The organism is Caballeronia sordidicola, from assembly GCF_000729995.1.
In the GTDB taxonomy this organism is placed as follows: Bacteria; Pseudomonadota; Gammaproteobacteria; order Burkholderiales; family Burkholderiaceae; genus Caballeronia; species Caballeronia sordidicola_A.
The window spans coordinates 139,423-161,465 of record NZ_JNFG01000007.1 but is presented as its reverse complement, the minus strand read 5'-3'; the positions used below and the strand labels follow the sequence as shown (position 1 = coordinate 161,465).

6 protein-coding genes are annotated in these 22,043 nt (G+C 62.4%); all 6 read left to right on the top strand.

Features of this window, described 5'->3' with window-relative positions; genetic code table 11:
* Positions 1-343 precede the first annotated feature (343 nt).
* The 6 genes from FH08_RS0107710 to FH08_RS0107680 all read left to right on the top strand — a co-directional run bounded on the left by FH08_RS0107710 (position 344) and on the right by FH08_RS0107680 (position 21,996).
* A complete protein-coding gene (locus FH08_RS0107710) occupies positions 344-568 on the top strand; it encodes an MbtH family protein (RefSeq protein ID WP_031357774.1) in 225 nt (74 codons plus the stop codon).
* 12 nt (positions 569-580) lie between these two features.
* Entirely contained in the window at positions 581-1,420 is an 840-nt protein-coding gene (locus tag FH08_RS0107705; RefSeq protein ID WP_051887904.1) for a thioesterase II family protein, read from the top strand.
* Positions 1,417-2,853: a peptide synthetase gene (locus FH08_RS0107700; protein ID WP_031357772.1), complete on the top strand. Its 1,437-nt coding sequence runs from the start codon at positions 1,417-1,419 to the stop codon at positions 2,851-2,853. Before FH08_RS0107705 ends, FH08_RS0107700 begins: the two co-directional genes overlap by 4 nt.
* Positions 2,854-3,068: 215 nt before the next feature.
* On the top strand, positions 3,069-14,318 hold the full coding sequence (locus tag FH08_RS0107690; protein ID WP_160172436.1) for a non-ribosomal peptide synthetase: 11,250 nt from the start codon (positions 3,069-3,071) through the stop codon (positions 14,316-14,318).
* On the top strand, positions 14,315-20,971 hold the full coding sequence (locus FH08_RS0107685; protein WP_051887899.1) for a non-ribosomal peptide synthetase: 6,657 nt from the start codon (positions 14,315-14,317) through the stop codon (positions 20,969-20,971). The genes FH08_RS0107690 and FH08_RS0107685 overlap by 4 nt, the downstream gene beginning before the upstream one ends.
* 17 nt (positions 20,972-20,988) lie before the next feature.
* A complete protein-coding gene (locus tag FH08_RS0107680) occupies positions 20,989-21,996 on the top strand; it encodes a TauD/TfdA family dioxygenase (RefSeq protein ID WP_051887896.1) in 1,008 nt (335 codons plus the stop codon).
* The last annotated feature ends 47 nt before the right edge of the window (positions 21,997-22,043 follow it).

Here is a 22,043-nt window from a genome sequence, read left to right as displayed (position 1 = left end):
CGCCTGAAGAGGCGCGGCGGATCGGGACCGTGCGTGAGTTTTATCGCTGCTCGACTGCGAAAGAGGCGCTGTTGAAAGCGGCCGGCGCGGGGATTAGGGAAGGGCTGAAATCATTCGATGGAACCAAGGCCAAGGCGCGGGCCCCACCGGGGCGCATGCCTGGATGAGCTGAACGGTTACCCGGCGCGCCGGCACTCGGACTCTGAGCCTGCTGCCGCAACGCTGCCAGACAGGGTGACAAACCGGCTGACAAACCGGCTGACAAACACGGTGACAAACGATCTTTACATCAGATGATTTAAACTGTAATAATAGTAATTCTCATTCGCGTTAAGGAGATTTCATGAGCTGGGGCGACGAAAACACGACCTACAACGTTGTGATGAACCACGAGGAGCAGTACTCAATTTGGCCGGACTACAAGGCGCTGCCCGCAGGATGGACTGCTGTGGGCAAGACCGGCAAGAAGGACGACTGCCTTGCGTACATCGACGCGGTGTGGACCGACATGCGTCCGCTCAGCCTGCGTCAGGCGATGGCGGCCGATGCCGGCGCCAAAGCGGCCTGAGACAGGTCGCGGATGAACGTCACGCTGATCTGTCTGCCGTTCGCCGGAGCAAGTGCGGCGGTGTATCGGGAATGGGGTGCATTGCTGCCATCGTGGATTCGCGTTCGCGCCCTCGACCTTCCGGGCCACGGTGCGAAACGCGCGCAGCCTGCGCTGCATTGCTGGCCTGATGTGGCGGGCGCACTGGGACGCGAAGCCTTGCGGGCGATCGACGGACCTTTCGCGATCTTCGGCTATAGCATGGGCGCGCTGGCCGGTCTCGAACTGGCGCACTGGTTGTACCGCGCAAATGGCCTCGTGCCAGTGTGGTTCGGTGCCGCGGCGTGCGCGGCGCCGGCCTGCCGGACGCTCGACGCAACCTGGCTGGATTGCACCGACGAAGCAATGATCGATGAACTGCGGCGTCTCGGCGCAACGCCCGAAGAACTGCTTGGCGATTCCGGATTCCTCGATCTCGCGCTGCCCGTGCTTCGCGCTGACTTTCATCTGTGCGCGACGTACGTTCGTACCAGCAACGCGTTGCGTGCACCACTCACTTGCCCATTGACCACGCTCGTCGGCCGAGACGATACGTTATCCGAACAACCGGAAAACCTGACGGCATGGGCACACGAGACCTCGGGGCGTTTCACTCAACGCGTGTTCGACGGTGGCCATTTTTTCATCGATACAGCGCGGGCCGAGTTGATCGACGCAATCGTGGCATCGCTGGCGGCAACGCTACCGCATGCAGCCTCCGCGATTCCGCTTCGTCAGGCGAGCGTCGCACACTTGCGCGCCTCAAGCGCAGTTTCTCGCACTGCATCTACTGATTCCGCCGGCGCGGCCGGTCCAAGGAGTTTTCATTCATGACGTTTTCTTATCCTGCGCTGTTCGACTTCGAACCCTTTGCCGGACGAAGCGAAGAGTTCGTGGCGCTGATCAGGCAGTTCGCGGCCGCGCATCCGTTTCGCAGCGCCACCGTCGATGAATTACTGCTCGATGACGACTATCATCGCCGGCCGTTGCGCCCGGAAGATTTCGGATTCCTCAAGTTCATGAAGCCGGTGCGCGCCGACAATGTCAGCCGGCTTCCGTCGCTGGCGTCGAACCGCACGCTGCTATCGATCTACGAGCTGGACGTCGCACGCATGCCGCACAGCGGCGAAGCCGCGGACTGGCAACGCTTCACTGAGTTTTATCGTGACGACGTCAGGACGCTGGGTGCACAACTGGCCCCGTTCCTCGAAGCGTATGCGTTCTCTTACTTGGGCAGTGCGTCAACGGCACGGGAAAGCGTTGCGGCTGCGAGTGCCCGGCTTGCACGCATCATCGACGACGAAAGCACCTTCTGGGATACAACGTTTGCGCGCCTGATGCGCAACGACTATCTGGAAGAAGGGCTGCGCTTCATCATGGTCCAGCGCTGGGCGCTCGCGCCGTCGAAGCGACGTGCGGTGGCGCGAGCGGCAGCGAACGGTTATTTCGATGTATTGCCACAGCACGCGTGGCCCACACTCGAAGGTGACCTTCCCGACGACACCTTGTTGCAGCGCGTAGCTGCGACTTGCGGCGTGACACGCCAGCAGCACGCGTACTGGCAGTTCTATTTGCCGACGAGCATGGCCAAAACCAATCTTCTGTATGCGCTCGCCCGGCGTCCGGATCGCGCATTCGCGCTGACCGGCGCGGTGTTTGCGGCCGAAGCGGAGTGGCTGGCTTTCGGTCTTGCACTCGAGCGTGCATGCGCCTGGCTGCAGCCCGCGGGCCGGGGACCCGGCGAAGCCGAAGCGCGCAAGGCCGCATTGGTCGGCCGTTTCGCAACCGCGCTGCAAACCGCGGCAGACCGCTTTGGGCGTGCCGCGTTCGAGCAATGCGTGTCGGGCGCAGCAGCGGGCGAACGGTTGGCTGAGCGCGGCCGTTGGGATCTGGGCGAGCAATTGCAATGGCTTGGTGCGATCCCTCAATACTGCGAGTTCGCGCGCCGCATCAGCAAGCGGATTGATGCCGAGTGCCCTGACATTGACCGCGAGACGTTCATCGAGCCGCATGAAATGTGTTCGACGACGCATGTCCATAACGACCATCGGCTGGTCACCATTCAGGAAGGCGACATGCTGTTCTGGGGCAACGTCGGCATGCAACTCAAGATGCATGAAGGCGACATGGTCCTGATTCCCGACGGCCGCCTGCATGGCTCGACGGTGGTGTCAGGTGAGTGCACGTACCACCAGCCGATCATTCCTGATGACTGGGTGCAGGCACTGGTCGCCGAGCTGGACGCGAAGACGCCGGCGGCACACTAGCCGCGCTGATCAGCATCAAGCGGAGTGCAACGCGCTTCGCTGTCCAGGCGCCTCTCTCGAAGGCGCCGGTTCTCCCCACAAAAGACACGGATATGGCAAGCGCCCATGACAGGGCCGGTATCGGCTCGCCCGCCGATTGTGTCGCGCTGCGCGCGGCACAAGAACGTCAGGGCGAAGCCGGGTGCGAAATTGGGCGATGAACGACAGGAATGAAGATGCTGACAAACGAAGAAACGACGCAGCAAAATCCCGCCAAGCCGGCGAAATCAATTGATGGTCAGGGCTTGATGGGCACATCCGGCAGAACGCCCGAGTTTGATGCGAGCGACTGGAAGAGCCGCATCATCGCGGGCCGCTTGATCGGCGCTGAAGTTGATCTGCCCGGGTGGTTGGAGGCCTCCTACGAGACCTTGCGCGAGCAGGTGATGCATCCGGCCTATCCGTGCTTCTTCGGTACGACGGCGGAACGGCGCGGTGAGATGTTCTACTCGTTCGTCAGCGGCAAGGGGAAGGACATCCGCGATCTGTCCGCGACCATGCAGACATTCGCGGAACTCGCTTCGCTGCCGCAGTATCGAAAGAACAATATCGCAGTGTTCTTCGAGCCCGACGCCGATCCACTTTCACACGATGAGTATCACGAACTATTCTGGAAGACGCTCCAGCATCTTCATAATGTCGACCCCGATCCGGCTGCGGACCAGCAACCCGAGCCGTCGCATGAAGAGTGGGAGTTTTCGTTTGCCGGCGTGCAGATGTTCGTGGTCTGCGCGTGTCCCTCGTTCAAGCTGCGTCACAGCCGCAATCTCGGCCCGGGCATGGTGCTGTTGTTCCAGCCACGCAGCGTGTTTGTCGATACGATCACCAACAAGGTTATCGGCCGCGAGGCTCGCAACCAGGTTCGCAAGCGCCTGGAGACCTGGGACGAAACGCCGGCGCATCCTGACCTCGGCTTCTACGGCGATGCCGGCAATCTCGAGTGGAAGCAGTATTTCCTCGACGACCACAACGTCGCCGCGCAGGATGCCTGTCCATTCCTGAAGCGGCAGGCTCGCAAGAACATATCGCCGGCTGTCGTGCCTGAGGCGGTTGCCGCACCCGCTCCGCAAGACACAAAGCCGGCGGCAAGCGGCCTGCATGCCGTCGCTCAAACATACGCGAGTTTGCCGCCGGAAAAACGCGCGGCGTTTCGTATGCGTCTGCGTGAGCGCGGTATGTCGGGCGAGCAGTTGCCCATCGTTGCGCTCGGGGGACGTTCAGCGCGTTTTCCGTTATCGCCCGCGCAGGAGCGGTTGTGGTTCCTGTGGCAACTCGATCCGCATGATGTGAGCTACAACTTGTCGGGCGCGCTGAGGCTTGAAGGTGAGCTGCAGATCGACAAGCTGCGCGCGGCGCTCGCTCACGTCGTACAACGGCATGAAGTACTGCGCACGCGTTTTGTGGAATCCGATGGGCAGGCGTGGCAGGTCGTGGGCGAATCTGGCTACGGCTGGACCGATATCGATTCGGCGGGTGCGAGTCCGCTCGAAGGACGCTTGCAAGCGCTGTCGCTGCAACCGTTCGACCTCACGCGTGGGCCTCTCTTGCGCGTCGCGCTGCTGCACGAAGCGAGCGGGTCGCACGTGCTGCATGTGTCGATGCATCACATTATCTCCGACCACGCGTCGGTCAAGCTGTTGCTCGATGAGTTCGTCGCGGCCTACGAACAGCTATGCAAAGCAGGGGCGCCGACAGCCGAGCCGTTGCCTGTGCAGTACGGCGACTACGCCGCGTGGCAGAAGGAATGGTCGGGCGACAAAGAGAACGACCCGCACCTTGCTTATTGGGTAAAGCAACTGGGCGGGACGCAGCCCGTGCTCGAACTGCCGGTCGTGAAGAGCCGTGCGAGCGCGCAAACCACGCGCAACGCTCGCGGTGCGCGCGTCAGTGTCACGCTGGACGCAGCGCACGCCCAGTCGCTCAAACGAGCGGCGGCTAATCATCACACGACCCTGTTCACTCTACTGATGTCGACCTATGCGGTCTTGCTCGCACGTTACAGCGGTCAGAAGGACCTGCGCATCGGCGTACCGGTTACAGGGCGCAACCGGCTGGAAACGGAACGGGTAATCGGCTTCTTCGTCAACACGCTGGTGATCCGGGCAGACCTCGCCGGCGTTGCGTCGTTTAAGAGTTTGCTCGGCCAGCTTCATGAGCGCGTGCTCGAAGCGCATCGTCACGATGCATTGCCGTTCGCCCAGCTTGTCGAGGCGTTGCAGCCTGAACGCAGCATCGGGCAGACGCCGTTGTTCCGGGTGATGTTCAATCACACACGTGGGCAGCATACGGACATCAGCGTGGCGGGACTGCGCGTGTCGGAAGTGGCGAACGAGGTGCCGACAGCACGCTTCGACCTGGTGCTGAATGCCGTCGAGCGCGACGATGAGCTGCGGTTGTCGTTCAACTATGTGGCGGACCTGTTCGACGAAGCTATCGTCAAGCAGATGCTTGAGCACTACGTCCAGATCCTGGGGCAAGTGAGCGCAGTAGAGGACCAACCGCTGGCGCAGATTGCCCTAAGCCGCGATGGCACGGATGGCGCGACGGACCGGCCCGTAGCAAGCGCAGCATTCGAACCGGTCGGTCCGCGGTTTAGCCGACAGGCGGCGAAACATCCGCTAGCGCCAGCGTTGCATTGTGAGGGTGACCGCCTTTCTTATAGCGAACTCGAGCGCTGGACCAATCGTATTGCGCGCCGCTTGAACCGGATAGGCGTTCGTCCCGATGAATGCATTGGCCTGTGCGTGGAACGCTCGACCGCACTGGCCGCGGGTGTGCTTGGCGTGCTGAAATCGGGCGCCGCATTCGTGCCGCTCGATCCGGCTTATCCGCTCGAACGGCTCGCCGCGATGCTCGACGATGCCGGCATTGTGCGAGTGCTGGTCGACCAGACGGGGCGTGAGCGTCTGGGTGAATTGCTGCGCGGCCGCGAGCCGATTCATGTGGCCGATGACCGGCCGCTGCAAGGCGACACCGAAGCAGACAACGCGTTCGCCGCACCGCTTCATCCGGAGCAGCTCGCCTATGTGATCTACACCTCGGGTTCTACGGGCCGTCCAAAGGGCGTAGCGATCAACCATGGGACCCTGAGCCAGCATCTGGACGACTTCATCAGCACGTATCGCATTGGTGCGGTCGACAAGGTGCTGCAATCATCGACGATCAACTTCGATGTCGCCCTGCACGAGCTCTTGCCCGCGCTGCTGAGCGGCGGTCAGGTCGAGATGCGCGGCCCGCAGCTTTGGGACCCTGAGACCACGAGCCGTTATCTGATCGAGGAGAAGGTGACGTTCGCGCGCATTCCGACGGCGTACTGGCAGCAATGGTTGCGGGAGCCGCCGCCGGCAGCTTCGTTGGCAGCATTGCGGCAGATCACGGTGGGCGGTGAAGGATTGCCCGGCGACGCGTTGCGGCAATGGCGCAATGGTCCCCTTGGGTCTATCCGGCTTGACAACCTGTACGGTCCAACCGAAACGACCATCGCCTGCATGTATCGCGAGACCCGCGCTCAGGACGAGGAGCAGGCGATCGTATCGATTGGCGGTCCTTATCCGTCGCGCTCGGTTCAGGTCTGCGATGCCGACGGCAACGAGGCGCCGGCCGGTGCGCTGGGCGAGTTGTGTATCGGTGGGCATACGCTGGCACGTGGTTATCTTGGGCGCGCAGGGCTGACTGCCGAGCGTTTTATTCCCGATCCTGAGGGTCCTTCGGGTAGCCGGCTTTATCGGACGGGCGATTTGTGCCGCCGGCGTGTGGACGGCAGCATCGACTTCCTCGGGCGGATGGACAGCCAAGTGAAACTGCGCGGCTACCGCATCGAGCTGGGTGAGATCGAAGCGGTGCTCCGCGAAGCGCCCGGCGTGCAGGCGGCGGCAGCGGCGCTGCGTGGCGAAGGCGATGCGAAGCGACTCGTGGGCTACGTGGTCGGCGACGCCGATGACGCTACGGTCCGTCGTATCCTGCAGAGTCGTCTGCCGGGTTATATGGTGCCGTCGGCGTTAGTGTGGATGGAGCATTTGCCGCTGATGCAGAACGGCAAGGTGGATCGCGCGGCATTGCCTGAACCGGGCGTGGAGGTGGCACGCAAGCGCATGGCGCCGCGCACGGAGCTGGAAGCGGCATTGCTCGCGATCTGGCAATCGGTGCTGGGCCGTGACGGTCTGAGCATGACCGATAACTTCTTCGAGATCGGCGGTCATTCGTTGCTGTTGATGCGAGTGGCCTCGCGCATTCGTCAGGAACTCGGCCGCGATGTCTCGCTGCAGACGCTGTTCCTTCACCCCGTGCTTGAAAGTTTGGTGGCGGAACTGGCGCTGAGCGAGGCGCGTGCGGGAGACGTCATTTCGCCGCGCAAGCAGGAGGCACGCATTCCGCTGACGCACGAGCAGGAGCGGTTGTGGTTCTTATGGAAGCTCGAACCAGACAGCGCTGCTTACACCATTACCGGCGTCGTCAATCTGCGCGGTGCGCTCAACCGGCAAGCGGTGCGCAGCGCCTTGGATCGCTTGCTCGAGAGACATGAAAGCCTGCGAACGCGTTTTGTCGAAGAGGATGGCCAGCCGTGGCAAGTAGTCGATAACGCGGCGCACGATGGGTCCAGTGGGCTCTACGGCTGGCGCGAGGAAAGCGTGTTCGGTCAGCATGAACTCGATGCGCGCTTGCTTGAATTGGGCCGCGAGCCTTTCGATCTTGAGCATGGGCCAATGCTGCGCGTCACGTTGCTGGACCGTGCGCAGGACGAGACGGTCCTGCATTTCGCGATGCCGCACGTGGTATCGGATGCGTGGTCGCAAGTCATCTTGCTGCGTGAGTTCTCGCAGCTGTATCGCGCGGCGAGTTGCAACGAAGCGGCCGATCTGGCGCCGTTGCCGATCCAGTACGGGGACTATGCGTTATGGCAGCGCGACCCACGGAACGAAGCCGCACTCGATGCCCACTACGCATACTGGCAGTGCGAACTCGGCGGTGAACAACCGCTGCTTGCGTTGCCTGTCGACCGGGTATGTCACGGGGTGCGTAGCAGTGCGGGTGCGGTCATTAGCAGATCGCTCGGTGCTGAGTTGACCGATGCACTCGAACAACGCTCCCGCGAACATGGCGCCACGCGTTTCATGACCTTGCTTGCAGCCTATGGAACACTGCTGCAAGGTTATAGCGGACAGGACGACGTTCGTGTGGGTGTCCCGGTAGCAGGGCGCGACCGATTGGAGACAGAGCGTCTCATCGGCTTCTTCGTCAACACGCTGGTTATCCGCATGGCGACGCGCCGTACGGAACCGTTCAGCGCGCTGCTGGCCGAGGTGCGGGACCGAACGGTTAGTGCGCAGGCGCATGCCGGCGTGCCGTTTGCAAAGCTGGTTGAACTGCTGCAGCCACAACGGAGCATCAGCCACACGCCGCTGTTCCAGGCGATGTTCAACTACAGTGCAGAGCCGCGCTCGCAAGTGGAACTGCTCGGTATCGAAGTGAGTACGCTGACGGGCGGCACGGGATCGGCGCAGTTCGACCTGTCGCTCGATGTATCGGTTAACGGCGACGGCCTCAGGATCGCGCTGAACTACGCGACTGATCTCTTCGACCCGGCGACAGCTACCCGCTTGCTCGATAGTTACGTAGCCGCGCTGGAGACAATCGCATATCAGCCAGACACGCGCGCAGTGCCATTGCTGGGAGATCGCGAACAGCAGCAACTCCTCGCATGGGGCCGCAACGACCAGACGTTTGCAGATGCTGATCCGGTGCACCATTTGTTCGAACGTCAGGCGATGAAGACCCCGGATGCGACTGCGTTGGTGTTCGGCAACCAGACACTCACCTACCGCGAACTCGACGAACGCGCCAATCGGCTGGCGCACAAACTGGTGCGGCTGGGTGTACGGCCTGAGGTAAAGGTCGGTATCGGCGTGGAGCGTTCGGTCGAGATGATGGTCGGCTTGCTGGCCGTATTGAAGGCGGGCGGCGCCTACGTGCCGCTTGACCCGCAGTATCCGGCAGATCGTCTGACGTACATGGTGGCCCATAGCGGCGTGCGGTTGTTGCTTACGCAAAGAGCAGTGACACAGCGCTTCGGCGCGAACGATCAGACCCTGCCGACGCTGGAACTCGACACGCTCAATCTTGACGATGAACCGTCGTACAAGCCGCACGTGGATGTGCGCCTACACAACCTGGCCTACGTCATCTATACGTCCGGTTCCACCGGTCAGCCTAAGGGCGTGATGGTTCATCACCACGCGCTCAGCCACTTCATTCACAGCATGCAGGCAAAGCCCGGCCTGGCAGCGGACGACGTGCTGGTCGCGGTGACCTCGCTGTCATTCGATATTGCCGCGCTCGAGTTGTACCTGCCGCTTGTCGTCGGTGCGCGAATTGTCCTGGCTACGCGAGAGACGGCTCGGGACGGAACGGCGCTCGCACGGCTAGTGCATGACGCGAAGGCGACGGTGTTGCAATCGACCCCTGCCGGCTGGCGGTTGCTGCGGGCCGGCGGCTGGCCACAGGCACCGCTTGTGCGCTTCAAAGGATTGTGCGGAGGCGAGGCATTGCAGCCGGATCTGGCACGCGACCTGAACGAACAGGGCGTCGAGCTATGGAACATGTACGGACCGACCGAGACGACGATCTGGTCGACGGCCGGGCGCGTGGTCGATGCCACGCCGGTTCTGGGCAGTCCTATTGCGGGAACGCAGCTTTACGTCCTCGATTCAAGCATGGCGCTCGTTCCGCCCAACGTCCCGGGCGAGTTGTATCTCGGCGGTGTGGGGCTGGCACGTGGTTATATCGGGCAGGGCGGACTGACGTCGGAGCGCTTCGTGGCGGACCCGTTCAACGGTGACGGCGCGCGCTTGTATCGGACGGGCGATCTCGTCAAGTGGCGCGGCAACGGTCGCCTTGAGTATCTGGGGCGTATCGACCATCAGGTGAAGATCCGAGGCTTTCGTATCGAACTGGGCGAAGTCGAGGCGCAGTTGCTGGCGCAGCCGGAGGTAAGCGAGGCGGTCGTCGTGGCGCACGAGGGTCGACTGGTGGCCTATGTTTCGTGCCTGGCCGGGCAGACAGTGGATGCCGCCGCGCTCGCCGGCCAGCTAAGAGAAAAGCTCAGCATGGTGTTGCCAGAGTACATGGTGCCTGGTCTTGTCATGGTGCTGGAGCGCCTGCCGCTCAACACGAATGGCAAGGTCGATCGCCACGCTTTGCCGCTACCTGTTCAGACCGAGAAAATCTGGGAAGCGCCGAGGGGTGATATGGAAGCCGTGCTCGCTGGCGTCTGGCAGGACGTGCTGCGCGTAGAGCGTATCGGCCGTCACGATAACTTCTTCGAGATGGGCGGCCAATCGTTGTTGGCATTGCGCGCGGTAGCCGCGCTGCGTGAAGCGTTGCGCGTTGAGTTGCCGGTGCAGAAGTTGTTCGCCTACCCGGTGCTGGCGGATCTGGCGCGTGCGATCGAGAGCGATGCGTTGTCCACGGTCCACGTCGAGATCTCCGCGAGACCAGCAGGAATGCTAAACATACCATTGTCGCCGGCACAGGAACGGTTGTGGTTTTTCTCGTGCCTCAGTCCGCAGAGTCCCGCATACAACCTTGCGGGCGCGGTGAAACTGGAAGGCGCGCTCGACCGCGACATCCTGCGCAAAGCGGTCTCGACCCTCGTTGCGCGTCATGAAAGCCTGCGCACGCGTTTCATTGAAGTCGATGGCGTGGCGATGCAGCAAGTCGATGTTGTCGAGCCGGGTTGGTCCGTGGTCGATCTCGAAGACGTCCCGCAGGAGAGCAGAGCCAAACGCGTGGCCGACACCGTGCACGCGATCTCCCGCGCGCCTTTCTCCCTGGAAGAAGGACCGCTGTTTCGCGTCACGCTGATCCGGCTTGGCGACTGCGAACACGTGCTTCATTTCGTGACGCATCACATCATCTCGGACGCATGGTCGAACCGGATCATCCTCGACGAGTTCTCGCGTCTTTATACGGCGATTCGTCAAGGCCGCACGCATCAGCTTGCACCGTTACCGGTCCAGTACGCCGACTACGCGCTCTGGCAAAACGATGCGCAACAGCAAGCACGCGCCGACACGGAACTCGCGTTTTGGCGTGAGCGCCTTGGTGGCGAACTGACGGTGCTTGAACTGCCGTTCGACCGGTCGCCGCCGGCTTCGCGCAATCAGGCAGGCGCACGGGTAGACGCCAGGCTCGAAACGCCTGTCATTGACGCAGTGCGAGCCGTGTCGCGACGGCATCAGGCGACGCCGTTCATGGTGCTGCTGGCGGCCTTCGATGTCCTGCTCGCGCGCTATAGCGGGCAAGCCGATATCCGCGTGGGCGTGCCCGTTGCAGGACGAGACCGGCTCGAGACGCAGTCGCTGGTGGGCTTCTTCGTGAACACGCTGGTGATCCGCACAGAGATGGCCGGGCTCGATACCGTCGACACGCTGCTGCGCCACGTTCGCGACCGCGTGCTCGAAGCGCAGGCGCATCAGGAGGTGCCGTTCGCCCGCGTTGTCGATGCGCTCAATCCTGGCCGAAGCCTGACGCAGACCCCGCTCTTCAGCGTCATGTTCAACTACGACCATGGCACGGAGGGCGAAGGGCTCAGCTTGCCGGGCCTGCGGACCTCGCCAATCGAAACATCGACTGGTACGGCGCGTTTTGATCTTGTGCTGTCGGTCCGTGAACGGCATGACGGCATGACGATCTCGTTGAACTATGCCCGCGATGTGTTCGACGCTCAGACCGTCGAACGGATGCTGGGCCACTACGTCTCTCTGCTGGAACAGATCGTGACGAAGGACCATGCGTATCTGGCTGAACTCGTGCTCGATGCTGAAGTCCAGCGCTCTGCGCTCAGCAATTACGCGTTCGTGCCGGCTGGCGAACGCATCGCTGCGCGGGCACGGCGCAGGCCTCAGGCGCCCGCCGTGCATTGCGAAGGCACGCGCCTGTCCTACGGTGAACTCGACGGTTGGTCGAACCGCATTGCAAGAGCGTTGCATGTGCGAGGGATGGGTTCCGAGACGCGCGTGGGACTGTGTCTGACGCGCTCGGTGGGCTTGGTCGCGGCGGTTGTCGGCGTGCTTCGCTCGGGCGCGGCATTTGTACCGCTCGATCCAGCGTATCCGGCCGAGCGTCTGCGCACCATGATGGATGACGCGCATCTGTCGTGCGTACTTGCCGATGCTGACACGCTCGCGACCGGCGGGACGCTCTTCGAAGGCCGCGAGGTCATCGATATAAACACGCTCGATACATCGCCTGGCGATCCGCTCGATGTCTCCATTCATCCCGAGCAACTGGCCTATGTGATCTACACATCGGGTTCGACGGGACGGCCCAAAGGCGTGGCGATCAGTCATGTTGCGCTGAGCCGCCATCTGGACGATTTCATCGGCACATATGGGATCGATGCAGCTGACATCCAGTTGCAATCGTCGACGATCAACTTCGACGTGGCGCTGCACGAAATGCTGCCGGCGCTGATGCAGGGCGGTCAGGTCGAGATGCGTGGTGGGAAGCTATGGGACATCCAGACGACCAGCCGCCATTTGAAGGAGGGCCGCGTCACGTTCGCACGGATTCCAACCGCGTACTGGCAGCAATGGCTGCGCACACCGCCGCCATTGGAAGACCTGGCTTCGTTGCGGCAAATCACCGTCGGCGGCGAGGGACTTCCCGGCGACGCACTTGCGCAATGGCGCAACGGGCCGCTCGCCCGTATCAGGCTCGACAATCTGTACGGTCCGACGGAGACGACGGTGGCGTGCATGTATCGCGAGACGCGTGCGGCCGATACGGCGCAGGCGATCGTCTCGATCGGCGTGCCTTATGGGTCGCGGAGCATCTATGTGATGGGCCGGCACGGTAACGAGGCACCGGTTGGCGCGCTCGGCGAGTTGTGCATTGGCGGCCTGACGCTCGCACGCGGTTATCTGGATCGACCCGGCTTGACGGCGGAACGGTTCGCGCCTGACCCGCGTATGCCGGGGGCACGTTTGTATCGCAGCGGCGATCTTTGCAGGCGGCGCGTGGATGGCAGCATCGACTTTCTGGGGCGGTTGGACAGTCAAGTGAAGCTGCGCGGTTTCCGCATTGAACTGGGCGAAATAGAAGCGGTGCTGCGTGAAGCGCCCGGTGTGCAGGGATCGGTTGCTACGCTTCACGGTGAAGGCGATGCAAAGCGGATCGTTGGCTACGTGGTGGGGGATCGTGACCAGTTCGATGAAGCAGGCGTTCGCGGTGTACTGGAAAGCCGTTTGCCGGGCTACATGGTGCCGTCGGCGCTGGTGTGGCTCGAGCGTTTGCCTCTCATGCAGAACGGCAAGCTCGATCGTGCGGCGCTGCCCGAGCCGGGCAATCACAAGAGTGCTAAACAAACCGCTCCGCGTACGCCGCTTGAGACGCAGTTGCTTGGCATCTGGCAGGAAGTGCTCGAGCGCGATGACCTCGGCGTCACCGATAACTTCTTCGAAGCAGGCGGACATTCGCTGCTCGCGCTCAAGGTGCTTGCCAAGGGTGCTCAGGCCGGGTTGGCGAGCTTGACCCTTGAAGCGTTGTTCCAGCACGCGACGGTTCGCACGCTCGCTGCGTATCTTGGCGCACGGGATGCGAGTGTTGAGCCCGCAGCGAATGTCGTCTCGATGAGCGAGCGCACGGACGCACCGATCGTCTTCGCAATTCATCCAGCCTCGGGGTTGGTCGCGGACTACCGGCCGCTTGCTGAAGCCCTCGATGGGGTTGCGAACGTCTATGGCGTACAGGCGCCGTTTTATACGGAAGACTGGTGGCCCGGTGATTTGTCGGAGCTTGCTGCCGATTACGCCGCGCGTATTCGCACGGTGCAACCGGTCGGGCCGTACCGGTTGATAGGCTGGTCTGTGGGCGGCGTGATCGCGACCGAGGTGGCGCGTGTGCTGTCGCGCGACGGCGGTGAAGTGCCGTTCGTCGGCTTGATCGATGCACATGTGTTGAAGGCCGAAGACAATCGAGAGACCAGCGATGCAGCGCCGGTGACCCATGAGCAAATGCGCACGTATCGCGCAACGGATCACGAGTTGCAGAAAGTGTTAGACGATGCAGGCAAAAAATGGCCGTCGATGCAGGGCGAATTGTCCGATGCCGGTACTCGCGCACTGCTCAGCAAAGTGATGTTGTTCCAGCGGCACCTGGGTCATATCGTCCGCTACACGGAGCGCGCGCCGTTGCCGGTCGACCTGAAGCTGTGGTGGGCACGGCACCGGCCTTATCGCCCTGCACGCGAAGCGACGGCTATGTGGTCGGCGCATTCGACGGGCTGGGTGTCGGTGGTCAGCGTGATCGATGCGGATCACACGCACATCGTGCGGCACGGCGATCTCTTCGATGACCTCGCTCGCGCGCTGGCCTCCGGCGCTTCAGGCGACCGCGATCATGACCGTCGGCCGGAGGAACTGTCATGAGCTTGAGTGAGCACGATGAGGCGGGCATGGCGACGCGCCTGCATACGCTGGCGCTTGAACGTCCCGGCGCGGTCGCCTTGATCACGATCGACGCCGCGGGTGAAACGTCGTACGACTATGCCGAGCTCGATCGTCGGGCGGTGTGCGTGGCCACCCACTTCGGTAAGCAACGGGCGGCGGGTGAGCGCGCGTTGCTTCTAATGGACAGCGGCGTCGACTACGTGAGCGCGTTTTTCGGCTGCCTGTATGCCGGGGTCGTCGCCGTCCCGGTCTATCCGCCGGAATCGAAACGCGAGCAGCATCTGGCGCGGCTGCGGGGGATTGCGCAGGACGCGGGGGTGCGTTACGTGCTGACTACCTCAGCGTTGCAAGAGCGCTTTGCGGACCAGTATGGCGAACTGGCGCCGGACGCGGAGATCATAGCGGTGGACACATTGAGCGCAACGAGTGCATCGTCCGTGCCCCACGCCTTCACGCTGCATGACGTACAACCATCCGATATCGCGTTCCTGCAATACACGTCGGGTTCCACGGGAACGCCGAAAGGCGTGATGGTCAGCCACGGTAATCTGATCGCGAACGAAATAGCGATCAAGGCGGGACTTGGCGTGCAGAGCGACGACGTGTTCGTGAGCTGGCTGCCGCTCTATCACGACATGGGTTTGATCGGCAGTTTGTTGCAGCCGGTCTTCAGCGGCATCCCTCTCGTACTGATGTCGCCGCAGTATTTTCTCGAACGTCCGCTGCGCTGGCTTCAGGCTATCGCGCGGCATCGGGGCACGATTTCAGGTGCACCTGATTTCGCGTATCGATTGTGTGCCGAACGCCTGCGCGACAACGCGGTCGCGGAACTTGACCTGTCGAGTTGGCGGCTCGCTTTCTCGGGTTCCGAACCCGTGCGACGCGACACGCTCGATGCGTTTGTCGCGCGCTTCGCGTCCGCCGGCTTCGACGCCGCCGCGCTATACCCGTGTTATGGCCTCGCCGAAGCAACGCTCTTCGTGACGGGTGGCCGGCGCGGCGCGGGTTTGGTATCGGCCAGGTTTGAGAGCGACGCCTTGTCTGCCGCTCGCGTGGCCGTCACGTCGGAGAGTGAGCCGGGCACCGTGCTGGTCGCATGCGGCGCGCCGCAACCGGGCCACGTGATCGACATCGTCGATCCGGAGAATGGGCAAGCGCTCACCAGTGGCCAGATCGGAGAAATCCATGTAAGAGGCCCAAGCGTAGCGCACGGTTATTGGCAACGTGCCGATGCCAGCGCATCGACGTTTCGTGCAGACGGCGCGACACGTTGGCTGCGCACCGGCGACCTGGGTTTCGTTCATGACGGGCAGCTTTATATCGCCGGCCGTTGCAAGGATTTGATCATCGTGCGCGGCAAGAACCTGTACCCGCAAGATATCGAGCAGGCTGTTGAAGCGCGCTGCGAGTTCGTGCGCAAAGGCCGGGTTATCGCGTTTGCCGCCGATATCGATGGCGCCGAAGGTCCTGCGATCGCACTCGAAATCGCGCCGCTGATGAAAAAGCGCTTCACGGCGGCCGACATTGTGGCGCAGTTGAACCGCTGCGTGTTCGACGCGTGTGGCGAGGTTCCTGTAGCAGTCGTACTGCTGAATCCTGCGGCGTTGCCGAAGACATCGAGCGGGAAGTTGCAGCGCGCGGCTACGCGGCAAGGCTGGCAGGATCGCACGCTTGATGCGTATGCGCTGTGGGAGCGTGGTCACTTCGTATGGGGCGCAGCTTCTAGCGAGACGCCGCAGCAGGCTCCGCTCGACGGCCTTGAAAAAGAACTCGCGGCGATTTGGAGCGAAGTGCTCGACCTGGAGGTTGCGACACGCGACGCACATTTTTTTGCGTCAGGCGGAAGCTCGCTGACGGCCGCGCGCTTAGCGGCACGCATCAGCCAACATTGGCGCCGGCCGTTCGAGATCGGGCAGGTCTTCGAATCCCCGACACTCGCGACCATGGCTCAAGCGCTGTCTCATGTACTTGAAAATCCTGAGTGCGAGTCAGCCGACACCATCAAGTTGGAACGTGGCGACGAGCTCGTTGTATCACACGCGCAGCAGAGGCAACTGTTCGCGTGGCAGTTCGATCCGCAGAGCCGCGCTTATCACATCGCTGCCGGCATACGGTTGCGTGGCCAACTCGATATCGACGCGTTGCGCCGCAGCTTCGACATCCTCGTCGAACGTCATGCCGCGTTGCGTACGAGCTTTGTCGAGACGCCGGGCTCGGTGCATGTCTATGTGCCGCGAATCCATCCGGCAACACCCCTCGACTGGATGCGAGCCGATCTGCTTGATGAAAGCTCCAGCGAAGAAACGCTTCGCAAGCTCGCGCAACGCTTCGCCGCCGAGCCCTTCGATCTTGCGCAAGGACCCGTGTTGCGGGTGGGCCTTGTACGTTACGGCGACAATGAACACTTGTTGCTGCTGGCGCTGCATCACATCGCAACCGACGGATGGTCGATGCAGATCATCGTCGATGAATTTGTCGCGCACTACTGTGCCGCTGTCACGGGAACGGCGGCCACGATTGCCGCGCCGCCGGTTGGTTATAGCGATTACGCCGCGTGGCAGCACCGTTGGCTCAATGGCAGCGAAGCGCAGCGCCAGCTCAACTATTGGCGCAACGAACTGGGCGACGAAGCACCTGCGTTGGCCTTGCCATTCGATCGTTCGCCCGCCGCCGGGACCGGAAGCCTCGCTGCCGCGCGTATCCCGTTCACGCTTCCCGCAATCCTCGCAGGCCAGGTCCGCGATGCAGCGAGCCGGCATTGCGCCACGCCGTTCATCGTGCTGCTCGCGGCTTATCACGCGTGGTTGTATCGCGTGACAGGGCAAGCCGACATCCGCACCGGCGTGCCGGTAGCGAATCGCCAGCGGCCTGAAACGCACGGTGTCGTTGGATTTTTCACGAATACCATCGTGCTGCGTAGCGTCTGCACGGCTTCGCTGAGCGTATCGGGGCTACTGGCGGTGCTTCGTCGCGCGGCGATCGAGGGGCAGGCGCATCAGGCACTGCCGTTCGATGTGCTGGTCGAGCGCTTGAACCCGACGCGCGACGCGCAAGCGCTGCCGCTCTTCGAGACAACGTTCAACTATCTCGCCGATGACTATCCGGCACTCGAGCGTCTGCCCGGTCTCACTGCATCGCGTTATGAAATTGAAGAAGCACACGTGAAGGTTCCGCTCGCGCTCGATCTTCGCGAATCGCGGGAAGGTGGAATGCGTGCTTACCTGACCTACGCGAGCGATCTGTTCGACCCACCGAGCGTCGAGCGAATGGCCGCGCAATATCAACGGGTAGTTGAAGCGTTCACCGTGGCGTTGCTCTCTGATGATCCTGCTGCGGACTCGACCCTCGCAGCCCTTGATCTGCTCGATCCTGAAGAGCTGGCGCGCGTAGCAGTCGCGAGCCAAGGAAGCAAAATAAACCTCTCCGGCGAGCCGGTCCATGTGCGCGTCGCGAGCCATGCGCAAGCCCAGCCGGACATGCCGGCGCTGATCGATGGAGAGGCGCGTCTGAACTATCGCGAACTCGACCAGCGCGCGCAGCGGATCGCATGCTGGTTGCTCGATCAGGGACTTCGGGCCGGGCAACCCGTTGCGATTGTCGCGGACCGCTCGGCGGCATTTGTCGTCGCGATGCTGGGTGTATTGAAAGCCGGGGGCGCCTATGTTCCGCTCGATGCGGGGAATCCGCCGCGAAGACTTGAACAGACTTTGCGCGGTTGCGGCGCGCGATTTGTGCTGTGGGAGAAAGAACAGACCGGACTAGTGCTTGATGGTCCGCAGAAGCAAACGACGATCGGCCACGCCCAACAACACGCGCACGCACTAACCCGCGAGCTACCTGTCGTCGACTCGCGCGAAGCGGCCTACGTGATCTACACGTCGGGCTCTAGCGGCACGCCGAAGGGCGTAGTAATACCTCACGCCGCGTTGAGCAACTACGTGGAAGCGGTGCTTGACCGTCTCGCATTACCGCCGCGCTCGACGTTCGCGATGGTGTCGACCGTGGCTGCCGATCTTGGACATACCGTGTTGTTCGGTGCGCTCGCGTCGGGTGGCACTCTGCACCTGATTGACCGTGATACGTCGCTGGATGCAGACCGCTTCGCTCGGTATATGAAGGAAAACAGCATAGATATACTGAAGATCGTTCCGGGACATCTGAGTGCATTGCTGCAGGCGCGGAATGCCGCGGATGTCCTACCCGCTCATACGTTGGTGTTAGGCGGTGAGGCAACGGTGTGGCCGTTGTTCGAAAAGATCCGTTCGCTCAAGCCATCGTGCCGTGTGATCAATCACTACGGCCCGACCGAAACAACCGTCGGCATCCTGACGCAAGACGCGGCGCATGCTGATGCAAGCGCAGCCACGTTGCCCCTGGGCTTGCCGTTAGCCAATACGTCGACGTGGGTGCTCGATACACACATGAACCCCGTCGGTGCAGGCGAAATCGGCGAACTGTATCTGGGCGGCGCGGGTGTCGCGCGGGGTTATCTGGGACGGCCGGGAATGACGGCGGAGCGCTTCGTTCCTGATCCCTTCGCGGCAGGCAGGCGGTTGTATCGCAGCGGCGACCGGGCACGCAGGTTGACCGACGGTGCGATCGAGTATCTGGGTCGTATCGACGATCAGGTCAAGATTCGGGGCTATCGCGTGGAGCCGGGCGAGATCGCGGCGCGACTGCGTGCGCTCGATGGCGTGCTCGACGCAGCAGTGATCGTCTCGGCAGCGGGGCGTCTGGCTGGGTTTGCAACGGCGAAGCCGGGATGCAACCTCGATACCGCTTCGCTCAAGAAGCAACTCGCAGCTGTCCTGCCGGACTACATGGTGCCGTCAAGTTTGCGTGTGCTCGATGCGTTGCCGCTCAACCGTAACGGCAAGCTCGACCGGCAGGCGCTGGGCGAACTGGCGCGCACGACGGCAAGAACTGGCGGGAGCGTCAGTCGTATGCCACAAGGTGCGATTGAAATCACGCTCGCAGCTATCTGGGCCGACGTGCTGGGACTGGCTGAAAAAGCCCCCGGAAACAGCATCCTTCGCGACGACAATTTCTTCTCACTCGGCGGTCATTCGCTCGCCGCCATGCGGATGTTGTCGCGCGTGCGGGCCGCGTGGTCAATCGAGTTGCCGCTGCGTGCCGCGTTCAGCGTACCGACGCTCCAGGCGCTTGCTGTGTGTATCGATGAACTGTCCGGAAGCGCAGCCGAAGCAGGCAGCGAGACGCCGACGATCCGTATTGTCGAGCGGCAGCGGGAGATGCCACTATCGCTCACGCAGCAGCGCATCTGGGTGGTGGACCAGTTGGCGGGCGGCAGCCTCGCGTCGTACAACATGGCCGCGGGCCTGGACCTGCGCGGTGAACTCGATGCGAACCTTCTGCATGCGAGCCTCGCTGCATTGGTCGGGCGCCATGAAGTGCTGCGTTCGTCATTCGTTGACCGTGACGGCGATCCTGTGCTGAGCATCGCCGACCATCTTGATGTGCCCATGCCGCTCGTCGACTGCGGCGCATTGCCCGATGGGCAGCGCGAGCACACCGTCGCTCGTTATCTGGCCGATGCGGCCAACCGTCCATTCGATCTTGCTGCGCCGCCGCTGATGCGCGCGTTGCTCTTGAAGTTCGAAGCGTCGCATCACGTGCTGATTCTCGTGCTGCATCACATCGTGGCGGATGGTGCGTCTGTGCATATCCTTATCGATGAGTTGTGCGCGCAATATCGTGCGAGGCGCGACGGTATGCCGATAGCGTTGCCGCCCTTGCCGTTTCAGTACGCCGACTACGCGGCGTGGCAGCGTGAACAACTGGCACCGCCGAAATTGAACATCGAACAGGACTTCTGGCGCAAATATCTGGAGAATGCGCCGCACTTCCTGGCCGTGCCTGCTGACCGTCCTCGTCCCCCAGTCGCTTGCCACGATGGCGGCACAGTGCGCTTGACGTTGTCTCGCGAGACCGGCGCACGCGTCATGAGACTCGCGAGTGCAAACGGCATGACACCGTTCGCGGTGCTGCTCGCCAGTTTCCAGTTGTTCCTGCACAAGCTGACGGGTCAGGCAGATCTTATGATCGGCACCGACGTAGCAGGGCGCGAGCGCACCGAGTTCGAAGGGTTGATCGGGTTCTTCATCAACGTGTTGCCGGTCCGTTCGCGCATCAGCGCCAATAGCTTGAACACGGCGAGCTTCAACGCATGGCTCGACACCGCGAAGCATTCAGCTTGGGAAGCGCTTGAACATCGGGCGTTGCCATTCGACCGGATAGTCGATGCGCTTGCTGTTTCGCGCCGGCGCGATGCGAATCCGTTACTGCAAATGTTGTTTGTACTGCGCGACCTGCCGCGCAAGAACACAAGCGTGCCGGGACTTGCGATCGAGCTGCTGCGAGCGCAGACAACCCGATCGAAATTCGACATGGCGCTGTTCGTGGAGCCAATCGATGGCGGCTACGAAGTCGAATGGGTCTACGCATCGTCGCTATTCCTGCGGTCCACGGTGGAGCGCTGGTTCGGGTTGTGGCGTGACTTGCTCGACCAGATCTCAGGCAATCCCGAAGCACCGCTCGATCTCGCCCCGACGCTTCCCGACAACTCGTCCGACGCCGTGCCGCGTGACGTAGCAGAAACCATTTCGCAATGAACGAGAGCCACTCATTTATGAACGCGACCCTGATCACCGACGCTTGCGTCGAGACTTCTTTTTTCGGCTCCGGCACGCGCTTGCCCATTGTCCTGACACCGACCGGCCCGATCATCGATTTACCCGGCTGGATAGGCGCGCATCGCGACCAACTCGAGATGTGGCTCCTCCGCCACGGCGCCATCCTGTTCCGCGATTTTGGCCTGCCCAGGCCTGCCGACTTCGAAGCCTTCGCCGAAGCCATCTCACCTGCTCTGTATGGCGAATACGGCGACCTGCCAAAGAAGGAGGGCGGCCGCAATACCTACCGCTCCACGCCATACCCCGAGCAGCAGATGATCCTCTACCACAACGAAAGTTCGCACCTGTCGCGCTGGCCGCGTCGGCAATTCTTCTTCTGCGAACTGGCGTCCGTGTCGGGCGGCGCGACGCCTATTGTCGATTGCCGCGAGATGCTGCGGCAGTTGCCGGCGCAACTGGTCGATACGTTCGAGCGCAAGCAGCTGATGTATGTACGCACCTTCACGCGCGGTCTTGATGTGCCGTGGCGCACCTTCTTCGATACCGACGACCGGCGCGTGGTGGAAGCACGCTGCGAGGCGGCGGGTGTCCAGTACGAATGGCTGCCGAACGACGAGCTCCAGACCCGCACCGTGTGCCCGGCGGTGATCGTGCATCCGCTGACCGGTGAGCGCTCGTTCTTCAACCAGGTGCAGTTGCATCACATCGCCTGCCTCGCGCCGGATGTCCGCATGGACCTGCTCGATGTGGCCGGGCTCGAGCGCATGCCACGGCACGCGTATTTCGGCGACGGCAGCGCGATCAGCGACGAGGACATCGCGTTGATCGGCGAAGCGTACGAGCGCTGCGCGGTGCGTTTCGAGTGGCGCGCGGGTGACGTGCTGATGCTCGACAACATGCTCGTCGCCCACGCTCGCGATCCCTATCAAGGGCCTCGCAAGGTTGTCGTGGCGATGAGCGAGCTGGTCGAACGCTCGCAATTCGCACGTTCCGGCGGCGTCTGACGTACGCGCTTATTCCCCCATTCCTCATAAAGAAAGCAGACTACATA